The organism is Bacillus sp. ABR (assembly GCF_056172715.1).
Genome location: NZ_JAOYSL010000001.1, coordinates 455,379 through 476,341, shown reverse-complemented (window position 1 = coordinate 476,341; position 20,963 = coordinate 455,379). Strand labels below are relative to the sequence as shown.

The 20,963-nt window shown below is 41.7% G+C and carries 21 protein-coding genes; 9 read left to right on the top strand and 12 right to left on the bottom strand.

What is annotated here, in order from left to right; genetic code table 11:
- Positions 1–31 precede the first annotated feature (31 nt).
- Entirely contained in the window at positions 32–1,351 is a 1,320-nt protein-coding gene (locus OIT90_RS02380) for a UDP-glucose dehydrogenase family protein (protein ID WP_039182004.1), read from the bottom strand.
- Between the two features lie 116 nt (positions 1,352–1,467).
- Positions 1,468–1,611 carry a YwzD family small protein gene (locus OIT90_RS02375; RefSeq protein ID WP_003214884.1) on the bottom strand — a complete coding sequence of 48 codons (144 nt, stop codon included), beginning with the start codon at positions 1,609–1,611 and terminating at the stop codon, positions 1,468–1,470.
- 186 nt (positions 1,612–1,797) lie between these two features.
- Between OIT90_RS02375 and OIT90_RS02370 the strand changes: the two genes are divergently transcribed.
- Both OIT90_RS02370 and OIT90_RS02365 read left to right on the top strand, forming a co-directional pair.
- Positions 1,798–3,405 carry an SWIM zinc finger family protein gene (locus tag OIT90_RS02370; protein ID WP_474892216.1) on the top strand — a complete coding sequence of 536 codons (1,608 nt, stop codon included), beginning with the start codon at positions 1,798–1,800 and terminating at the stop codon, positions 3,403–3,405.
- Positions 3,392–6,169: a DEAD/DEAH box helicase gene (locus tag OIT90_RS02365; protein ID WP_474892215.1), complete on the top strand. Its 2,778-nt coding sequence runs from the start codon at positions 3,392–3,394 to the stop codon at positions 6,167–6,169. Before OIT90_RS02370 ends, OIT90_RS02365 begins: the two co-directional genes overlap by 14 nt.
- A gap of 69 nt (positions 6,170–6,238) precedes the next feature.
- Here the strand turns inward: OIT90_RS02365 and ytvA are convergent, their stop codons facing one another.
- From ytvA to OIT90_RS02350, 3 genes are all read right to left on the bottom strand, one after another.
- Complete coding sequence (gene ytvA / locus OIT90_RS02360; RefSeq protein ID WP_041087908.1) at positions 6,239–7,027, bottom strand: YtvA family blue-light photoreceptor; 789 nt, start codon at positions 7,025–7,027, stop codon at positions 6,239–6,241.
- Between the two features lie 153 nt (positions 7,028–7,180).
- The gene (locus OIT90_RS02355; RefSeq protein ID WP_474892324.1) at positions 7,181–8,041 is read right to left on the bottom strand and encodes a Cof-type HAD-IIB family hydrolase; all 861 of its coding nucleotides are present in this window, start codon (positions 8,039–8,041) and stop codon (positions 7,181–7,183) included.
- A gap of 402 nt (positions 8,042–8,443) precedes the next feature.
- Complete coding sequence (locus tag OIT90_RS02350) at positions 8,444–8,800, bottom strand: hypothetical protein (protein WP_041087904.1); 357 nt, start codon at positions 8,798–8,800, stop codon at positions 8,444–8,446.
- Between the two features lie 117 nt (positions 8,801–8,917).
- Here OIT90_RS02350 and OIT90_RS02345 point away from each other — a divergent pair, with 117 nt between their 5' ends.
- Positions 8,918–9,328 carry a YwpF-like family protein gene (locus OIT90_RS02345; RefSeq protein WP_024423692.1) on the top strand — a complete coding sequence of 137 codons (411 nt, stop codon included), beginning with the start codon at positions 8,918–8,920 and terminating at the stop codon, positions 9,326–9,328.
- A 221-nt stretch (positions 9,329–9,549) separates the two neighbouring features.
- On the opposite strand, the gene mscL is transcribed toward OIT90_RS02345, so the two are convergent.
- Positions 9,550–9,945: a large conductance mechanosensitive channel protein MscL gene (gene mscL / locus OIT90_RS02340; protein WP_024423693.1), complete on the bottom strand. Its 396-nt coding sequence runs from the start codon at positions 9,943–9,945 to the stop codon at positions 9,550–9,552.
- A gap of 127 nt (positions 9,946–10,072) precedes the next feature.
- Positions 10,073–10,507 (bottom strand): 3-hydroxyacyl-ACP dehydratase FabZ, encoded by a 435-nt coding sequence (gene fabZ / locus OIT90_RS02335; protein WP_039182021.1) that lies wholly within the window; start codon positions 10,505–10,507, stop codon positions 10,073–10,075.
- A 219-nt stretch (positions 10,508–10,726) separates the two neighbouring features.
- Here fabZ and OIT90_RS02330 point away from each other — a divergent pair, with 219 nt between their 5' ends.
- The gene (locus OIT90_RS02330; protein ID WP_268473627.1) at positions 10,727–11,782 is read left to right on the top strand and encodes a tetratricopeptide repeat protein; all 1,056 of its coding nucleotides are present in this window, start codon (positions 10,727–10,729) and stop codon (positions 11,780–11,782) included.
- A gap of 14 nt (positions 11,783–11,796) precedes the next feature.
- Here the strand turns inward: OIT90_RS02330 and OIT90_RS02325 are convergent, their stop codons facing one another.
- The 4 genes from OIT90_RS02325 to spoIIID all read right to left on the bottom strand — a co-directional run bounded on the left by OIT90_RS02325 (position 11,797) and on the right by spoIIID (position 15,073).
- Complete coding sequence (locus OIT90_RS02325; protein WP_106025529.1) at positions 11,797–12,615, bottom strand: flagellar hook-basal body protein; 819 nt, start codon at positions 12,613–12,615, stop codon at positions 11,797–11,799.
- 29 nt (positions 12,616–12,644) lie between these two features.
- Positions 12,645–13,484: a flagellar hook-basal body protein gene (locus tag OIT90_RS02320; RefSeq protein WP_039182029.1), complete on the bottom strand. Its 840-nt coding sequence runs from the start codon at positions 13,482–13,484 to the stop codon at positions 12,645–12,647.
- A 124-nt stretch (positions 13,485–13,608) separates the two neighbouring features.
- Entirely contained in the window at positions 13,609–14,610 is a 1,002-nt protein-coding gene (gene mbl / locus OIT90_RS02315) for a cell shape-determining protein Mbl (RefSeq protein WP_007497573.1), read from the bottom strand.
- Between the two features lie 184 nt (positions 14,611–14,794).
- A complete protein-coding gene (spoIIID, locus tag OIT90_RS02310) occupies positions 14,795–15,073 on the bottom strand; it encodes a sporulation transcriptional regulator SpoIIID (RefSeq protein ID WP_008343327.1) in 279 nt (92 codons plus the stop codon).
- 347 nt (positions 15,074–15,420) lie between these two features.
- Between spoIIID and OIT90_RS02305 the strand changes: the two genes are divergently transcribed.
- The 3 genes from OIT90_RS02305 to OIT90_RS02295 all read left to right on the top strand — a co-directional run bounded on the left by OIT90_RS02305 (position 15,421) and on the right by OIT90_RS02295 (position 17,751).
- The gene (locus OIT90_RS02305) at positions 15,421–15,834 is read left to right on the top strand and encodes a MarR family winged helix-turn-helix transcriptional regulator (protein WP_024423697.1); all 414 of its coding nucleotides are present in this window, start codon (positions 15,421–15,423) and stop codon (positions 15,832–15,834) included.
- 15 nt (positions 15,835–15,849) lie between these two features.
- Positions 15,850–17,037 (top strand): MFS transporter, encoded by a 1,188-nt coding sequence (locus OIT90_RS02300; protein ID WP_073978883.1) that lies wholly within the window; start codon positions 15,850–15,852, stop codon positions 17,035–17,037.
- A 114-nt stretch (positions 17,038–17,151) separates the two neighbouring features.
- Positions 17,152–17,751: an undecaprenyl-diphosphatase gene (locus tag OIT90_RS02295; RefSeq protein WP_126682409.1), complete on the top strand. Its 600-nt coding sequence runs from the start codon at positions 17,152–17,154 to the stop codon at positions 17,749–17,751.
- A 38-nt stretch (positions 17,752–17,789) separates the two neighbouring features.
- Here the strand turns inward: OIT90_RS02295 and OIT90_RS02290 are convergent, their stop codons facing one another.
- The gene (locus tag OIT90_RS02290) at positions 17,790–19,178 is read right to left on the bottom strand and encodes an MFS transporter (RefSeq protein WP_059376399.1); all 1,389 of its coding nucleotides are present in this window, start codon (positions 19,176–19,178) and stop codon (positions 17,790–17,792) included.
- A gap of 170 nt (positions 19,179–19,348) precedes the next feature.
- On the opposite strand from OIT90_RS02290, the gene OIT90_RS02285 reads away from it, so the two are divergent.
- Both OIT90_RS02285 and OIT90_RS02280 read left to right on the top strand, forming a co-directional pair.
- Positions 19,349–20,236, top strand: a complete 888-nt coding sequence (locus OIT90_RS02285; RefSeq protein ID WP_058838573.1) for a transporter substrate-binding domain-containing protein — start codon at positions 19,349–19,351, stop codon at positions 20,234–20,236.
- A gap of 41 nt (positions 20,237–20,277) precedes the next feature.
- A complete protein-coding gene (locus OIT90_RS02280) occupies positions 20,278–20,955 on the top strand; it encodes an amino acid ABC transporter permease (RefSeq protein ID WP_126682410.1) in 678 nt (225 codons plus the stop codon).
- Positions 20,956–20,963: the final 8 nt, after the last annotated feature.

Below are 20,963 nucleotides of genomic sequence, written 5' to 3'. Positions count from 1 at the left end.
ACCGATAACATTCACTGTTATCGGTTTTCTTTTACATATAAATTGGAGAAACTGATCTGCGCCCAATCGAATGATACTCGACCCCTGCTTCTTCTGCCGCTTCAAGTGTATGACAGTTTCGTCCATCGAAAATAAGCGGCTGCTTCATCCATTTTTTGTAGGACGCGAGTGGAAACGACTGAATATCCGCCCACTCTGTTAATAGACAGACCGCATCGGCATCCTTGATCGCTTCTTCAATCGTTTGAGCAAATAAGACTTGATCCGGCAGTTCACGAGCTGCACGCCGGGCAGCAACAGGATCATACGCCACAAGCTCCGCACCTAATTGATGGAGCTCATGAGCGATCGGAATAGATGGTGCCTCCCTCATATCGTCTGTATTCGGTTTAAAGGACAGACCAAGAAGCGCAATTCGCTTCCCTTCAAGCGCTGCTCCCAGCCGCTCCTGGATATTTCGGATAAAACCTGCCCGCTGCTCATTATTTACTTTGATGACAGCCTTTAATAGCTCAAAATCATGGGACACATGCCCTGCAATTTGGACAAGTGCATTTGTATCCTTTGGAAAACAAGAACCTCCGTAGCCAATGCCCGCTCTTAGAAAGGAAGAACCGATCCGCTGATCAAGCCCCATTCCCTTCGCCACCCATTCAACATCAGCACCCGTTTTTTCACAAATGGAGGCAATCTCATTCATAAAGCTGATTTTTGTCGCAAGAAATGCATTTGATGCATACTTGATCATTTCAGCACTTTTACGGTCTGTTTTCACCAATGGAAGGTGGAAATCAGCATACATCTCCTCTAACTGGTCTAATACGGCTTTTGTTTCAGCGCCAATCACAAGCCGATCCGCCCGCAATGTATCTGAAATGGCAGAGCCTTCCCGTAAAAATTCTGGGTTAGATGCAATCGCTAATGGTTCCTTCCGTCCTAATTCTTGATGGATGAGCTGATCGATTTGATCCCCCGTTCCGACAGGCACCGTACTTTTCACCACAAGAATCGCACCTGATTTTGCTTTTATCCCCATCTCTTTCGCAGCTTGAAACACAAACTGTAAATCAGCTTGGCCATCTGCCTGCTGCGGGGTGCCGACCGCGATCATTAATACATCTGCCTTCGTGTAGGCTTCCGCTCCATTTATGTGAAAATGAATTCGTTCCTGCTCAAAATTGCGTTTCAATAGCTCTTTTAACCCGGGCTCATACATTGGGGGAGTTCCCTGTTTCAGCTGCATGACCTTTCGGCGGTCAATATCAATACACGCCACATCATGACCTGCTTCCGCTAAACACACACCTGTCACAAGCCCCACATACCCACAGCCTGCAATCGCAATATTCATGACACCATCAGCTCCCCATACTCCTTATGCTTGTAATGACATCGTATGCCGGGAGCTTTCATTCCATTCTTAAAAGCATACAAAAACCCCCTGCCATCACTAGCAGGGGGTCACTTTTATGAAACAAGACCATTTCGAATATGAGCAATCAGATTTTCAAGCATTTCTTTTGTTGTGACATCATTTGAATTTTCACCAATATCATGAGCGTACATCAAAATCTTTAAAAATTCCTCTTGATTTAAACCCTTATTATCCATGTCTGTATCCTTTCGATTCCACTAATTTCATTATTATATGCTGTAAGGTTGGTTTATGCAATACTCTATTACATCATTCGACAGCTTTTGAAATTTATGACCATTTTCATGAAAAACTTTTTTATAAATCCCCATTGAGCTATAATAAAAGAATTGGAATCTTTTACTTGGTTAGGAGCGGATCAAATGCTTCAGCACAACATCAACGAAGAAGAAATCAAACAAACAGCCGAACAGATCAAAGAACTTCTTCCTGCAACAGATGAAAACAAACAACTCATCAAAAAAGCATTGATTACTTATAGACAGGACAGCGTATATCGGCTCAAGCAAGAGTCTGATACCGAATGGTCAGCTTATGTACATGATGTCGTGGCAGCAAGAGTCCACCTTCATGTGCTGTTTCCTGTGAGAAGCAGCTGCTCATGTCCAGCAGATGGACTTTGTAAACACATTCTCGCTGTCTTCTTTTCGCTATACGCTCAAGTAGAGAGTGTGACCGGATTTACAGAAAATTGGTCAGAAAAGGATGAATTACAGCGCAGCAAAGAACTGATTCGCCAGCACTTCCAAGTGAAGCACCCAGACGAACAATCACTCCAAAGCTGGCTGACTTTTTTCCAAGAGGAATTTAACCTCTGGCTGAAACGGACACCAAAGCACCAGCAAACACCGCAGCATTTGTATTACGGCTATTTATCGATCCTAAAAAAACACGCACCTGCTTCACCTGAATTCAAGAGCTTGTATGCGATTCATACGTCAATCGATGTATGGCTGAGGCTTCATGAACTGATCGACCTCGGCCGGCTTGATGCCGAAAAAGACTTTTATTCCATGAATCCATATGTAGAACAGCTCATGAACACCATTTTCGATTCAGTGGATCATTTGAAGACATACGCCCTTTCCTTTTCCCTCGATCCGTTTCTTGAAAACACACCAACTGCCGTTCGCACACTTCTTCAAATCAATGGACCTTTCCAGCATGAACGAGTAGCGGTCTTTATGGAGATTTGGGGCACCATATTAAATAGAGGGAAATGGGTCAAAAAAGAAACAGAATTACTAAAGAACGCCCAGAAAAAAGAACAAACGGTTGAACGTACCATCGGACTGATGCACATGGATTATTTACTGAAAGAAGATGAAAGCCTCTTTCAGCAATTACAGCTGCTCAATGCCGACATGCTGCCAAATGTGCTCAATTGGCTGAAGGATCTCACAAACCGAAAGGACTGGAAGCGGCTCAAGCTCTGGTATCACGAAATCACCTATATATTAGAGGAATATTGCCAGCTCGACCTTTCATACAGAGAACTGCGGGGAGCCGTCAGTGATTTCTTCTTTTATTTAGATGCATATTTTAAGCAGACGAAGGATCATCATTTATATGAACGCTATCTCCAAATCTGTATGCCCTATGCGTTTACAGAATACAGTCAGCTATTGTATGCACAGCAGCGTTATGCGGAATGGATTGAGATTCACAGCCTTGTTGGTTTCTCCATTAGTGAACTGGAGAAGGATCTGATCAAACAGATTGCAAAAGAGGAGCCAGAAGCCCTCATTCCATCGTACCACCGTGAAATCTCACTGCTTCTCGATCAAAAGAATCGAAGTGCTTATCGAGAGTCTGTGAAAATGCTGAAGAAACTGCGCACGCTTTATCATAAAACAAAAAAAACCACGATTTGGGAAAGGTATGTAAAGCAGCTGCAAGATTCAACAAAACGGCTGCGTGCGTTCCAAGAGGAAATGAAGAAAGGAAAATTGATTGATGACACGCCATAAACAAATTGTCATTCATGCAGAACAAACAGAAGATTTCTCTTTCACCATTTCAGCGCAAGCAGAGGACGGACACCCTGTTCCGCTTAATGAAATGAAGAGGCAGCTTTTCCAATGGCACGAATCTTCTTTCTACGGAACATTCTTAGAAGATGTCAGCTTTATTGGAACACCTGCCTTCCTGTTAAGCCCTTGGATGACCGTTGAATTGCTAGGAAAAAATTCATTTAATACGTTTAGTCATGTGACATTAACGGATGAAACGGAGCCCCTGATGAAAACAGCCTCCACCATTTACGAATTTATCGAGGACGAAGATTTCGTTCCCGATTACGAGGCATGGACAAAAGGCGAGCTTCGGTTTAAAGACAAAGAAGGCCTATTAGATGGTTATACGGCTGATTGGTTCTCCTTTGCTGTACAGGATTATATTCAGTATGATGATGCCTTGCAGCACAAGTGGGAACGCATGAACGCACAATCGCCTGCACTCTCAACCTTCCAAGGACATTTTCTAGATGAGCAGGATTTCTTGGAGAGGATTGGCTGGATAGATGATGAGACGCCGTTCACTGTCGGCTTGCGCTTAAATGAGCCGGATTTTGACGGAGATGATTGGAAAATCGAATTGTTTTTGCGAGATAAGAAAAACAGTGACCTTCACTTTTTTGAAGGCATCCGTTCATTGAAAAGGTCTTGGCATCCGTATCAAGATAAAATTTCAAGAGAGCTGGAACGATTCAGTCAAATTGTCCCTTGGCTTTCTTTCACATCTGGCACCACACTCATGTCAGAAGAAGAGGCGTGGCTCTTCCTATCTGAAGCGAGTGAAACCCTTGTTAATATGGGTATTGAGATTCTGCTCCCATCGTGGTGGCAAATTGTTAAAGACAGCACGATGATGTTAAAAGCAAGGATCTCTTCTACACCGCGAGGCGAATCGCATGTCGGTATGGACGCATTAATGGACTTTAATTGGCGCTTTGCTACAAACGGCATTGAACTGACAGAAGATGAGTTCAACGAGCTTGTCCAAAGCAAACGACGCCTTGTCAACATTCGAGGACAATGGATCAAAATAGATCCTACCTTCATCCAGCAAATGAAAAAGTGGATGGAGCGTGCCGAAAACGAAGGACTTCACATGTCTGATATTTTGTCACGTGAACTGGCAGATCAAGAAGCTTCCTCTGAATCGATTCCAGAGCTATTGGACAGTTCAGCATTTGCCCATATTCAATTTGAACTTTCATCGCAATTAAGAGGGCTTGTCCACCAATTAAATGATACGCACGAGCTGCCTTCCTACGAAATGAGTGAGTCCTTTAAAGGCATACTGCGTCCGTATCAGCAGCATGGCGTGAACTGGCTTTTATTTTTAAGATCGCATGGATTTGGGGCTTGTTTAGCAGATGATATGGGCCTTGGAAAAACGATTCAAATGATCGCATATTTCACGTATTTGAAGGAGCAGGAGCAAAATGCCACTCCCTCTCTCATCATTGCGCCGACCTCTGTTTTAGGAAACTGGCAGCGAGAGCTCGAAACATTCGCACCACATTTGAAGGTTGCCCTGCATTATGGCCCATCGCGTCCACAGGGAGAGGACTTCACAAAAGCATACGAGTCAACAGATATTGTTCTGACGTCTTATGGACTCTCACATTCTGATCGTGATGAATTAACGGCAGCAAAGTGGAATACCATTTGCTTAGACGAAGCCCAAAACATCAAGAACGCCCATACGAAACAATCGAGAGCGATTAGACAGCTTAAAGGGCAACATCACATTGCCCTCAGCGGGACACCAATGGAAAACCGTTTGACAGAGCTTTGGTCCATATTCGACTTCGTCAACAAAGGATATCTCGGCAGCCTGACCGGCTTCCATAAGAAGTTCGTCCTTCCGATTGAAAAAGACCGTGAAGAAAAAAGAATTGAACAACTGCAGCAGCTGATCAAACCATTTTTATTAAGACGAACAAAACAAGATGAAGAGGTTGCCCTGAACCTTCCTGAAAAACTCGAAGAAAAAGAATTCATTCCGCTATCCGCTGAGCAAGCGTCTTTATATGAACAGCTCGTGAAGGATACATTTGAACATATGGCATCATTAACAGGGATGCAGCGAAAAGCCATTATTTTAAGTATGCTTGGCAGACTCAAACAGATTTGTGATCACCCTGCTCTCTATTTAAAAGAGAGTGGAACAGATGTGAAACTGCTGAAACGTTCGTTAAAAATGGATAAACTCGCAGAGCTGTTAAAAGCGATACATGAGCAAGGAGAAAGCTGCCTCATCTTTACGCAGTATATTGAAATGGGCAACATGATCAAGCAGCTGGCAGAAAAGATGTTTGGAGAACCGGTCCAATTTTTAAATGGCAGCCTCTCAAAACAGGAGCGGGACAAAATGGTGGACCGCTTCCAGAAGAAAGAATTCAACATTTTAATTCTTTCTTTAAAAGCAGGAGGAACAGGACTCAACCTAACCGCCGCAAACCATGTCATTCACTACGATAGATGGTGGAATCCTGCTGTGGAAAACCAAGCGACAGACCGAGCTTATCGGATTGGACAAAAACGATTTGTTCACGTCCATAAGATGATCACAACGGGCACAATCGAGGAAAAAATCGATCAAATGCTCGAAACAAAACAAACATTAAATGATCAAATTATCCAAAGCGAGAGCTGGATTACAGAGCTATCGACAAACGAACTAGAAGATTTATTTACCTTAAGTGCTGCCGCTCAATCATCTTAATCACAGCAAAAAGAGGACTTTTCTCAAGTTTCATGAAAAGTCCTCTTTTTCATTTGATATAAACGTAAGTTAAATGTTCAGTTTTTTCAATGCAGATTTCACATTCATATACGTATTTAATTCACGGAAGTCCTCTCTCATTTCTCCCATTTTCATGGCAAGATTCGGTTTAATTCCTGTCACAATGAGTTCAGTACCCGTCATTAAAATCAAATCGTTCAGCTTAAAAATCGCATCTGCCACAAATGAATCCACTTCTAATAATCCGGACAGATCGACAATAAAATAATCATCCTTGGATTGAGAGATATAGGTGGAAACCGTTGAAATGATCTTATCAAATCTTGGCGCTGTTAATGTACCAATGATCGGTAACACAGAGATCCCATCTTTCACAGGAACGATTGGGACAGAAATATTCAGCACTTCATCAATTGATTGCTCAAGAAGCTCTTGCTGTTCCTTCTCTTTCGTGACATCCTTTTGCAGACCAACGAAATAAAGACGTTTCCCTTCATTTTCGTCAATCCAAAGAGGAGCGACACTTAACTCGTTCCAAAACATTTGTCCAGATTTTTTATAATTTTTCAGCTGAACAGTGACAGCCTCTTTGTTCTCAATGGCTGTTCTAATTTGTTTGAGAGCGATTTGTTCAGTTTCATCTCCCTGAAGGAAACGACAATTCCTCCCCAATACTTCGGTTTCTTGATAGCCTGTCATATCTAAAAAGCCCTTGTTCACATATATTAAAGGATTATCAGGTAAAGACGGGTCCGTCACCGTCAGGCCAACCTGAGTATAGTCCAAGGCTTCCTTGATTAAATGCAGATTTTCGGACTTATAAGATTCCAGCGCCATTCGTTTACTCTCCTTATTTTCCTTACAAGCGGGTTATATTCTTAATTAAATTATATGATGTTCCACATCATGTGTAAATAGAAGTGGTTCTGAATTCCTCTTTTGTAGAATGCGCTTCATCCTATGTAATTTATACCGCGACATCTGATTCATCTATTTCAAAAGGTGCCGGATCATATGCGCCACTCCATGTTCATCGTTTGATAACGTGACGTGATCAGCGATTTCTTTTATATCCTGCCTCGCATTCCCCATCGCAACCCCAACACCAGCAGCTCGAAGCATCGATTCATCATTTAAACTGTCTCCTACAGCCGCTGCCCTACTTAAAGGAATACCTAGTCTTTCTGCCAGCCTTGTTAATGCCTGCCCTTTAGACGCGTGCTTTGAACCAATTTCAAAGTTATGATCAGCCGAACTGACCAATGTTAAATCTAAATCATCACCAAACATATCCCATCCGGCTTTCAATCTGTCCTGAAAGAAAGAAAAACCTAAAATGTTGTAAAATGAAAGCTTTCGATCCTCACGAAACAATTCTTTATATGTATCAATATAAGAAAAACCAGACTGGCTGTATTGAACTTCTGCAGCTTGCTTTAAGACATTTTGATCCGTTTCTGGATTTGCACTTTTTAAACGGTCCATTTCAATCGCAAGAAGCTCTCTGCCGCGATTCGGTGTGAAAATGGATTCGTTTGTAAAGACTTCATAATAATAATCACGTTCTTCCAGCCATGACAATATGTGTTTAGCCTTTTCTTCTTGTAAAGCAGCTGAATGGTACACTTGTCCAGTTGGATCATGAATCACAGCTCCATTGGCACTAATCACCCATGTATTCATACCAAGCTGGTCAAAAATAGACCTCACATCAAAATACGCTCTCCCTGTTGAAACGACAACCTCAATTCCATTCGCAGCTGCTTCCTTTAATGCCTGCTCGTTTTCCTGACTCACTTTGTGTTCACTGTTCAATAAAGTGCCATCTAAATCCGTTGCGATTAATTGAATGTTTGTCATCATTCTCTCCTTTTTGTCTTTATTTTCAACCGATATACCGTTAACAAAATCCATCATCATTATGTAATGAGTATCCACTATTTGCAAGAGCTGATCGGTTAAACAGTGAATAAAAGGGTATCCGGCCACGCATTATGACCGGATACACACAAAGGGGATTCATAAGGGGACACATGACCTATACAAAGAAGCATTGGTTCTATTACGCAGTGTTCATATGCACAAGGCAGCATCTATCAGCTTTAGCTAGAGGGGGGCTGTCAGATGATAGACGTTACCTTTTGATCGGGACTTTCCTCCTTTCCTTTCAGCTACCCCTAGTCTACGGAGAAAGGCCTGATGTGACAAAACGTGAGAATAGCAAAATAGGCCTTCAAATTCTCTATATCCTCATTAATTTCTGTTTTTTACCGCTTGCGTATAAAACATCATCTTGTTTTGTTTGATGAAATACTTATTTTTCATAAATTGATAAAAAATATCTGAATGAATCCAATTACTAGAAGGCATGTGAATATAATCAGATCCGTCCCACGCAAACCAATAAAAACAAAGCCGGCCATCATGAACCGACAGCTGAAACTCAAAGCAGTCCATTTGATCCTCAGTAACATATTGAAACGTGAGTGACTCTCCTTCTTCCATATAGACATCACAAAATGAAAGAATGTCCCCCCACGAATAAACACGTATATCACTCTTTGCCTTCTCCTCGCCAATATGAATATTTCTCAATTGATAGGACTCCATAAAACATCTCCTTTCACTCATGTGCAGCTAGTTCTAAGCAGGCAGCGGTTTCATTTATACAGATGTTGTATGCTATAATAATACTTACGAATAATGAACGCTTGTGAGGTGATAAATATGAAAACCTTTAGGCTGATTGATTTAAAAATTGAACTTGATCCACAGCAAGATAAAATGTCCAGCATTCCCCTTCGTGACGGTTTAATCATTAATAAAGAAGACGGTGAAAATCACTGGATGATCGAGGCACTCATTCCAAAGAAACATAGACAGGTGTTTGAGGTACTCTTTCAGCAGCACACAGAAGTGAAGATTCTTGTAACGATCACTAAAGAAAACAACCGCCCTGTACACCTATCTGTCCAAGTCAAAAACATCGTTGCCTTAGAAGAAAACATTTCTGTATTACTCGATGGTAAAATGATTACAAATCGTTACAGAACAGAAACTGAAGAAGTATTAAAAGACCTCGTCAAAGAGGGGCTTTCAGGAGAAAAACTACTGGATGCTTTTAAACAAAACACATAAAAAAGAGCGGGATCAGCCGCTCTTAGATTGTTGACAAAGGGCTAAAATGAACTTGATTTAAGCCCTTTGTCTTCTTTTCAGCGTGTTTGAAAACCTTTGAAGTCTAGGAAGGACGAGCACTGGAACGGAGCGAATTTAACATTCGTGAGTACCGGAGCGCAGACCTGACACCGAATGCAAGGGTTTGTCTACACGCTGAGAGCGGGATCAGCCGCTCTTTTTTATTGCACATCTTTAGACTGGCTTTGATTTTTCAATAGATCTCTAATTTCAGTTAGCAAAACTTCCGTTTGATCCGGCGTTTCCACAACCTCTTCTTCCTCGACCTTTTTCCGTTTTAACTTATTCAAATAACGAATAAAGATAAAAATGGAAAACGAGATAATTAAGAAATCAACCACTGTTTGAATAAAGTTTCCATATAAAATTTGAGCAGCTCCGATTTTAATGGATAAACCGCTAAAATCATGCCCTCCAATAATAATACCGACAAGCGGCATGATTAAATCATTCACAAGAGAAGTGACAATTTTGCCAAATGCTCCCCCAATGATGACACCTACAGCCAAGTCAATGACATTGCCCTTGACGGCAAACTCTCTAAATTCTTTCAGCATCCTTTATCACCTTCATCTTTTTTTGTCTAATATGACGTTTTTTTGTCAAAATTGCAAGTCCTTATCCGTTCTAACTGAACGTTTCTAAATAAAAAAGCGATTCATGCTTGATGAACCGCCAGGAAAATCATGATACTTTAGGACCGATAGAAAATGTCAAGTCTGCTTCACATGCAACTTCGCCATCTACTGTCGCTACTGCTTTTCCTTTTGCAACCGGCCCGCGGAGGCGCGTCACTTCAACCTCTAAACGAAGCTGGTCTCCAGGCTTGACCTGTCTTTTAAAGCGGCAGGCGTCAATCCCTGCAAACAAACCAATTTTCCCTTTGTTTTCTTCCTTGCCTAACATAATCACACCAAAAACCTGTGCGAGTGCTTCTACAATAAGCACACCCGGCATGACTGGGTATCCTGGGAAATGGCCATTAAAAAATTCTTCATTTACTGTGACATTTTTAATCCCAACCGCTCTTTTTTCTCCCTCAACCTCTAAAATACGGTCGACCAATAAGAATGGATAACGGTGTGGAATAATGTCTTGAATTTGCTGAGCATCAAGCATATCTTGATCTCTCCTTCTTTTCTATATCGCTGATCTTCATGTGATTCCTATAGAAGTATATTATGAATGCTGGCATTTTTCAATATTCGCCTCACGTATATGGTAAAAAATAGAATCTACCATTACCAATTGTCATCAAATATAATCCACACTACACTCATTGTTTTTTCACAAATATGGTAATATATATTACATCATCGATTAAATAAGAGGGTAAAAATGAATTTTATGAGCGATAAATCCATAAAAAAACTTCTCCATTCCTGGTATACAATGCTGAAGCATCGACATTTTTCGAAGGCTGAAGAAATCAAAAAAACACTACTAAAATATAAACGTAAATTATCAAAAAAACAGGAGCTCTATTTCCATTATCAGCTGATGCTTTTTCGTCATCAGCTCTGGATGAATCAAACAGAGGACTTAGAAAAACTCAAACACGAACTGCTGCCACACAAAGATGAAATGAACGAAGAACTACAATATTATTTTTACTTCTTTCTCGGATTATATGAATCTTTAAAAAGTGATCAAAATGATGCGATTCATTATCTCGAAAAGGCAGAGGAACGACTGCCATTGCTTAACGATGAACTGGAGGAAGCAGAGTTCCATTTCCGTACAAGCGGTGTTTATTATAACAACCGTTACTCGTTGTTATCGATTCGTCATGTTCAAAAAGCCATGGATATTTTTGCAAAGCACGAAGACATCCACAGCATCTATCGGTGTAAAATTGTACTCGCTCTTAACTATAGCGACCAAAAAAAATATGAGGAAGCAGAAGCTATTTTCATTGAGATTATTGATTACGTGAAAAAGATCGATGATCAAGAGCTGCTCGGTATCGTTTATTATGACGCTGGCTTTATTCATTCGAGACAAAACCGTCACAAGGAAGCGCTGGACTACTTTAAAAAGGCGCTTCGTCTCCCAGCATACCGAAAGTCAGCACACTCCTATGTATCGTGCCTATACGAAACTGTGCGTTCCTGCTTTAAAGAAAATTTAACCGATGAAGGGATGAAGTATATTCAAAAAGGGCTGAAAGAAGCCGTTGCTTCGCAGTTTGATATATTAAGAATGAAGTTTCAAATCTTATCTCTTCTCTACAGCCAAACGCCAAAGGCAGATGAGCAGATCGCCACGCTCGTCACATGTCTTGAACGAAAAGAAGCCTGGATTGATCTTGAGGATCTGCTTGCTGATGTCTCAGATTTTTATAAAAAAAAGGGCGACTTTGAGCGAGCCGCCTTTTTTATCATGAGAGGCTGATACGAGCCTGCTGATTATCGAATTGTATTAATTAATCCCAGCATCTGATCGCCCATCGTAATAGATCTTGAGTTCAACTGATAGGAACGCTGCGTTGTCATGAGGTCTGTTAATTCTTTCGACATGTCCACATTTGACGTTTCCAGCGCACCTTGCTGAAGCTGAATCGCCTCTCGGTTTGCTCCATTTAGTGCTGTTAGTGCGCCTTGATAGGTTCCGTCGACTGAGAACAAATTATCTCCTTCAGAGACAAGTGCTGACGAATTGTTGACTCGTACAACGCCTAAATTCACTTGCTGGTTCGGTTGATTATCTCTTGAAATCGCTGTAAGCCGTCCATTTTTATCGATTGAAATATCACGGAAATTCGCATTTAAGACGATTGCATTCCCATTTTCATCAAGAATCGGATAGCCTTCGCTCGTGACAAGCTGTACTTGGTTACGGTTATTGCCCGGCTGTAAGTAAAGTGAACCATCTCTTGTATAACGGATATTACCGCCGGCGTTGACCTGCAAATACTGCGACGGCGCTCCGAATGCAACATCAAGATCACGTCCAGTTTCTTTAATTGAGCCTTGCAGCGAGTTAATGGACGCATTGACCATTGTCCCCGTACCAAGCCTTAACCCAGCAGGTGTCAGACGACTGTTTGCCACCTGCTCATTTTTTTCATCTACCTGGTTAAACTGCTGTCTGATCAGCTCTGAGAAACGGGTGTTTTTCGCTCGGTACCCTGTTGTCTCACTGTTCGCGATGTTGTTGCTGATGATGTCAAGCTGCTTTTGCACTTCATTCATCGAGACAGCTGCGTTTATCATCGTTCTAAGCATAAGTATCCTCCTTTCTTTTTATTTCTTGATTAGTACACTCTTCCAATTTCATTCACTGCTTTTTCTAAGCTTTTATCATACGCCTGAACCACTTTTTGGTTTGTTTCAAATGCTCGGTAGGCTGTTGTCATATCTGTATATGATTTCGTCACATCGACGTTCGACAGCTCCGATACGCCTTGGCTTAACGTATAGGACATTTGACCGTTATTGACTGCACTTGGGAGGGGCTGATTATCAGCTGTACGATATAAATCATTTCCTTCACGCGCTAGATTTCTTGTATCCATCGCAACTCGTACATCGATTTGACCAAGATTTTGGCCATTTTCAGTGACAGTACCATCTGCATTCACTTTGAAATTCTCACTCTGAACCGTAATCGGCTGGCCGGTCACGGAAAGAAGAGCACGTCCATTAATGGTCAACTGATTTTGTGCGTTCAATGTAATGGAGCTGCTTTTCGTATAACGAACGCCTTCTGGTGTGTTGACCGCATAAAATAGCGCTGATTTCTGATTGGTCTCAGGATTGATCGGCACATTATTTTCAACTAGTGCTACATCTGTTGTTTGATCTGTTGTTTTTAAAGTTCCCTGTGTAAATTGAGGGATTAATTCCTGCATATATGTCCCAGTATTGATTCCACCAATCGGCGATTGCAGTGGAACACTAAAGCCTTTGCCCGAGGATGTTTGGAAACGTCCTGATTCCATTCGGCTCAGCAGCATTTCTGGAAATGCACGCATTGCCCCTTCATCTGCTTTATAGCCTGGCGTATTCGCATTTGCGATATTATTTGAAAGCATTTCTGTCCGCCGCTCTTGAGCGATCATGGCAGATGTTGCGGTGTATAGTCCTTTTAACACGTGCTCACCTCATTCAAATTCTTTCACATGACCTAAACACAATCTTCTATGAAATATATCGGCTAATTAGCAGGGTTCTTTAATAAAAATCCCCCATTCTTTCTAAAAAGAATGAGGGAAATCATTAGCTGAGTTTACGCTTTGGCAGCTTGTCCATATTATCAAGCATCACGCCAGTACCAACTGCTACACAGTCCATTGGATTTTCAGCAACGAAAACCGGTACTTTCAGCTCTTCAGCAAGCAATTGATCAAGCCCGTTTAGAAGAGCTCCGCCACCTGTAATAATGACGCCGCGATCGATAATATCAGCTGATAATTCAGGCGGTGTTCTCTCAAGAACTTGTTTCGCAGCCTGAACAATCGCAGATACAGATTCACGCAATGCTTCTTCTACTTCTTTGCTTGTGACGGTAATCGTTCTTGGTAATCCTGTCACCATGTCTCGTCCACGAATTGAAATCTCTTCGTGACGTGCGTCTGGGAATACCGTTGCAACTTGGATCTTAATATCCTCAGCCGTGCGCTCACCGATCAACAGCTTGTACTCTTTTTTAATGTAGTTTAGAATTTCCAGATCAAATTTGTCTCCAGCCATTTTAATAGAAGAGGCGGTTACAATGTCACCCATTGAGATGACAGCGATATCTGTCGTTCCGCCTCCAATATCTACGACCATGTTTCCACTTGGCTGAAAAATATCCATACCAGCACCAATGGCTGCTACTTTTGGCTCTTCTTCAAGAAATACATGCTTACCACCGCTTTTTTCAGCAGCTTCTTTGATCGCCTTCTGCTCAACAGATGTAATGTTTGTCGGGCAGCAGATGAGCATACGCGGCTTAGAGAATAGCCCTTTCACATTTAATTTGTTAATAAAATGCTTGAGCATCGCTTCAGTTACTTCAAAATCAGCAATTACGCCATCTTTTAATGGACGAATCGCAACAATATTCCCAGGCGTACGTCCAACCATACGTCTAGCCTCTTCTCCAACAGCCAAAACTTTCCCGCTGTTTTTGTCAAGAGCTACCACAGATGGTTCATTTAACACAATTCCTTTTCCTTTGACATGAATCAGTACATTGGCAGTACCAAGATCAATTCCAATATCCCTAGCAAACATCTATATATATCCTCCTTGAAAATCTGTTTCCATAGCAAATACCACATTCTGCCCTAATTATATATTCTATCATAATTTGCAGAAAAAAAGATATTTCTTTACAAAAGTCTTTACAAAATTTGTGGTTAGAAACTACCGATATGAGGAAGATATATATATCATGTTTATGAACAAAGAACTAAGCTTACTGTTTCACAGGCTCGCCTTCTAAAATTTCTTCTTTTTTATACTTTAACTTGGTGGCTTCTCCTCCTCGCAAGTGGCGGATTGATTTATGATAATCCAGTATCTCCTTCACTTCATTAGCCAGATCTGGATTAATTTCTGGCAGTCTTTCTGTTAGATCCTTGTGTACAGTACTTTTAGAGACTCCAAATTCTTTCGCAATAACACGAACGGTTTTCTTTGTCTCCACGATATACTTTCCTATCTTGATTGTTCGCTCTTTGATGTAATCGTGCACACCACTCGACCTCCCTAAAATGGATGTGAGAAGTGTGAAATGAGATCCGTATGAAGATTATCCATTTTCAGCGGCGCTTGTTCGTCGTAATTTCTCATCCATTAGGTAGTAAATGCCAAACACGATCCCTCACCTCAAACACTCTCTTTGTCAGGTTTGTAACAGTGTATTAGCATTGAATAGGGAATATGCTAAAAATGAAGATGGGACAAGGGATTTATCAGAAAAGGCAAAACAAAAAATCATTTCGGGGCGCGAAAATTTTCACTTTACAAGAAAGGATTCAGCACGTAAAATAGAAAAGGTGAATTTATTTACCTAGCTAAATATTTAAAAAAGGTGAGCATATGGATACGTTAAATAGAGAGTGTTTACATCAAATACATCAAGGCGCACGACTGCTGTCTAAAAAGGCGAACGAAGCGCTTGCTGCTTATGACTTGTACATGTCCCAGTGGACTGTGCTTTTTTGTTTGGATACATTCGGCCCGAAAACCCAAAAAGATATCTGGACATATTTGAACGTCGAAGCACCGACGATCACCAGAACCGTCACCCGTTTAGAAGCAAACGGCTGGGTGAAACGTGTACAAGGAAAAGACAAACGTGAGAATCTGATCGTGATGACAGATGATGCAAAAGCCCGATTTGAAGAAATCAAACGCACGATGGAACAATTTGAAGAAGAATGTCTTTCAGATTTTACCTACGAAGAAAAACAACTCCTCCATACACTTTTACACAAATTATCAACTGAATAGGAAGTGACACACATCATGAACGAACGTATTTGGACAAAAGACTTTATTATGATTGTCCTGGTGAATTTATTTACGTTCACCTCTTTTTATGCCCTTTTGACATTACTGCCCATTTACACAATGGATGAACTAAATGGAACAGAATCACAGGGCGGCCTCCTTGTGACGGTCTTCTTATTATCTGCAATTGTGACAAGACCTTTCTCGGGCGCCATTATTGAGAAATTCGGCAAAAAACAGATGGCGATTTTCTCTTCTACGGCCTTTGCCTTACTCACTTATTTATACATCCCGATTGATCAATTCCAAACGCTTCTTATACTGCGTTTCGTACAAGGGATCTTTTTTAGTATTTTGACGACAGTAGCCAGTGCCATTGCGGCTGATATGATCCCGAAACATAAACGCGGGGAAGGACTCGGATACTTTGTGATGTCCATGAACCTCGCTGTTGTCATCGGTCCATTTATCGCACTGAATCAAGTAGGAAAAATAGGATTTCATTCCTTATTTCTTCTCTTTTCCATTATCGTAACGATCGGAGCCGCTTTTACGATGCTGATTAGACAGCCAGAGCCTGAAAACGGTGGAAGTATCGTCTTCCGATTCACGTTTTCTCACCTGTTTGAAAAAGGCGCATTAAAAACAGCGGCCGTCGGCATCATTATTTCCTTCTGTTATTCGCCGATTATTTCATTTATTTCAGTTTATGCCAATTCACTCCATTTGATGGGGGCAAGCAGTTATTTCTTTATTGTGTTTGCAGCTGCAATGCTTGGATCTCGTCCATTTACAGGCAGACTTTTTGACCGGGTTGGAGCTCACATTGTGATCTATCCTTCGATTGCCCTTTTTGCTATTGGTTTATGGATGCTGACTGCGACACATTCAGCCACAATGCTTCTTCTATCAGGCGCTGTGATTGGACTTGGCTACGGATCGCTCGTGCCATGTTTACAAACACTTGCGATTCAGCACTCACCAGCCCACCGTACAGGATATGCGACGGCCACTTTCTTCACCCTGTATGATACGGGCATTGCTGCTGGCTCATTTGTCTTTGGACTCCTTGTCAGCTTCACAGACTTTTCAAATGTGTACCTCATTGCGGGTATTGTGGTCTTACTGAGTATGGGCGTTTTTTATTGGAGCGAACGAAAACCCCAGGAAGCAAAAGCACAAAAGGTCTCCCTTTCAGAATAAAAGGATACTATTTTAAACTTCACCGGAAACATGCTAAAATATAGGATATTTCAAATAGAGCATACAGGCTTTTTTGAAAAATAGTTGGCATTAAGCGAAAGTATAGGTGATGTTTTGAATTACGAATTGTTTAAAGTCATACACGGGATGGCTCACCATTCTGAGTTTTTAGATCAGGCCATGATATTCATTACGAAAAAGGCCATTCTTGTGTATGCCCTTGTCTTATTGATTTGCTGGTTTTTAGGGAATCACAAATTTAAGAAGCATGTCTTCTTTTCCGGTGTAACAGGCATTGCAGCACTTATCGTCAACTTTGCCATTACATTGTTTCATTATGAAGAGCGGCCGTTTGTGGCGCATAAAGTCGACACACTCATCCCGCACTCAGCAGACGCTTCCTTCCCAAGTGACCATACAACAGGTGCACTGGCTCTTTCATTAGCCATTCGATCCCGTAATAAAAAGCTCGGCAACATCTTGCTCGTCTTTGGATTACTCACAGGATTCTCCCGCATCTGGGTTGGTCATCATTATCCATTTGATGTTTTAGGCAGCTTAGTCGTATCGATTGTGGTTGTCTTTATCATGAATAAATTATGGAAGTTCTTTGACTCTCCTATTGATCGTATCGTGACATTTTACGAGACAATTGTGGGGAAAATTTTCAGAAGGAAGACAAAGGATCAGGGCACAGACCTGTCCAACTCTTAAGCGGTTTTGCGATAACGTGATGACGATTCTTCTCTCACTTATCGTGCCGCTTTTTTTATTGGCTGTCTCCCTCTAACCATACTTGAAAAATAAAGACTGACACCAATGCCAATAAGAGAAATGATGATCAACGTCCAGCCTAATTGTGCAAAATGAGAACCAGCAATTTCATCCCCAAAGAGCATGCCAAGCACAGCAGATGACAGAATGGAACCAAGGTAGCGGCATGTTTGAAAAAGTCCAGAGGACGTGCCAATCATTTGCTGAGGACTTGCTTTGAGCATCGCAGCTTGAAGCGCAACATTCCCAATTCCATAACTGAGTCCAAGCAGTGCTAGAACCAATCCTTTCCCCCATAATGGCGCAGGAATAAAAAAGAAAGTCATTGCAGACGCTCCAGCCAGCATCAATACTGCACTCGCTAAAACTGGATGGCGTTCATCCCCGCGATCTACCCACTTTCCTGTCAGAGGCGACACAATAATGCTCACCCCTGACATACACAGCATAAAAAGACCCGTCATCTCCACACGCCAGCCTAACTCATCTTGAAAATAACTCGGCAAACCAAAAAAGAGACAATAGAAAAAGATATTTAAGATGATAAATTGCACATACACAAGTGACAGCCGCTGCTCTTCTCTGAACATCCTTATTTGAATAAACGGTTCATCCACCTGATACTCCCACCAAATAAAAGCGCCTGCACTCAGGAGACAAAGAATGCCTTGAACATATTGAATGCCATCACCGAGTGATAATAAAAATGAAAGCAGGAGAACAATGCAGACAGTAAAAAGAAGCATCCCTGGCAAATCGAGTGTTCGCACGGTTTCGCCTATGCGCAGCTTTCTCTTCTTCTGCTCCTTCGGAAACAACAATAGACCGAGAAAGAAACTGATCAAAATAAACGGCAGATTCACTAAAAAGATAGCCGGCCAGCCACCAATGGTCATCAAAAATCCGCCAAGCGTCGGCCCAAGTGCCGTCATCGCTGAAGCAAAAATGGATAATACCGCTAACGCAGAAGCCTGTCTTTCTTGAATATGATCCCGAATGAGTCCGACCCCAGAGGGATAAATGGCACTGCTTCCAATCGCCTGTAACAGCCGGATTACAATCAGTACCGCAAACGTTGGGGCAAACGGCGCGCAGATGGCTGAGACTGCGACAAGAACGAGACCGAATAAAAATAAGGTTCTCCGGCTCATGACATGATCCCCAATCCGGCCACTCACTGGCTGCGTCACTGCACTTGCTAAATAAAAAGAAGAAATAAGCCAAGATACAGTCGTAAACGACAAACCGAATTCATGCTGAATTTGATGCAAGGCTAAAGCAATCATTGATGAATTCAGCGGATTCAACATCGTTCCAAAGGCAATAGCGGTTAAAAAAACTTTTCGATTGTCTGTCCACTTGTGCATACACTACTCCTCTTTCTGGCATGTTCTTTGCCCATCCTCCCGTTATTATGAGATTCAATTCCCTTTTTTACCCTGATCAAATCGAGTTCTCTCTCGGAAAAGCTAGACATACATTTTAAAAAGGGTGGCTTTTGGAAAAGCACATATAAAATTGAGAATATGAGGAAGAGATGGTAATATTCATTTCATATTTAAAAGCCTACTTTCTCCTTACAGGGAGAACGGCTGAAAAGGAGGAGAAGCTTATTATTAAAAAAAGACGGTTTTGGGTCCCAGCCCTTTTCTCGGTTGCAGTATTACTTCTGTCTTCGTGTGGTTCAAACGAAACAAATGGGAACGGAGATAAACGTAATTCTACAGCGAAAGGGTCGCCAATTTTGGAGGATGGAAAATTTATTTTTGCAGCATCAGGTGAATTTCATCCGTTTAGTTACATGGATGGAAATCAGATGTCCGGCTTTGATATCGACGTAGGCAATGCGATTAGTGACAAACTAGGTCTCGAACCTATACAGAAAAAATATAAATTCGCAGGCATCGTCGAAGGTGTGAAAGCAGGTAAATTTGATGCGGCAGTTGCCAGTCATACCATCAATGAGGAACGAAAAAAACACGTCCTTTTTTCTAAGCCCTATTACTACTCTGGTCCGCAAATTTTCACAAGACCTGGAGCAGACATTCAACATGCTGATGACTTAAAAAACAAAGAAATTGCTGTATCAAAAGGATCGTCCTACGCTGATATTGCAAAGGAACATAGCGGGCAAGAACCAAAATATTACGATAGTGATGTCGTCGCCTTAGAAGCACTAGCCAACGGAAAACACGATGCAGTCGTGACAGATTTCGCCACAGGTGCAGAAGCGATGAAGAAAAAATTGAAAATCGAAGCGCAGGAAAGACTCGGACAAAGCGAGCAGGCAATTGCTGTATCAAAAGAAAATGAACAGCTCATAGAAGAGATCAACGATGCGATTGATGCATTAAAAAAAGACGGAACATTAAAACAAATTAGTGAAAAGTACTTTGATGAAGACATCACGGTCAAACAAGATTAAAACCACGATTGTGCGCCTTTTTATAGGCGCACTTTCTTCAAATGGAGATGATTGTTTTGCCTACCTTAGCACACTTTTTTCAGACACTCATTGATTCTAGAGGCATTTTCGTAGAAGGAATGCTGATCACCTTACAGCTCACGGTGATCAGCATCTTCATCGGTATGTTCATCGGGCTCTTCTTTGCTTTATTGAAAATATCCCGCATAGCCGTTTTCGGTTATATTGCCAATGCTTATATCTTTCTTGTACGCGGAACACCACTTATTGTTCAAATTTTCATCCTATATTTCGGTCTCACAGAATTGAATATACCCGACTTCTGGGCTGCTTCCATTGCGCTCGCCTTTCATAATGGCGCCTATATAGCCGAAATATTTAGAGGCGCCATCCAATCCATCGATCAGGGGCAAAAAGAGGCAGGACGCTCTCTTGGCATGGGTCGTTTTTTAACCATGAGGCGCATCATTCTCCCGCAAGCGATGCGGCGCGCCCTCCCCCCTCTTGGCAACCAGTTCATTATCGGCTTAAAAGATTCATCACTCGCCGCCTTTATTAGTGTGAATGAACTATTTAACATCGCCACCACGCAAGGCTCCAACAGCTTTGATAATATGACGTATTTACTTGTTGTAGCCGTCTATTACTTAGTTCTTGTCCTGCTGTTAACATTCGCTGTCCAAACCTTTGAGAAGAAATTATCAGCCAGTGACCAATAGGAGGAGTA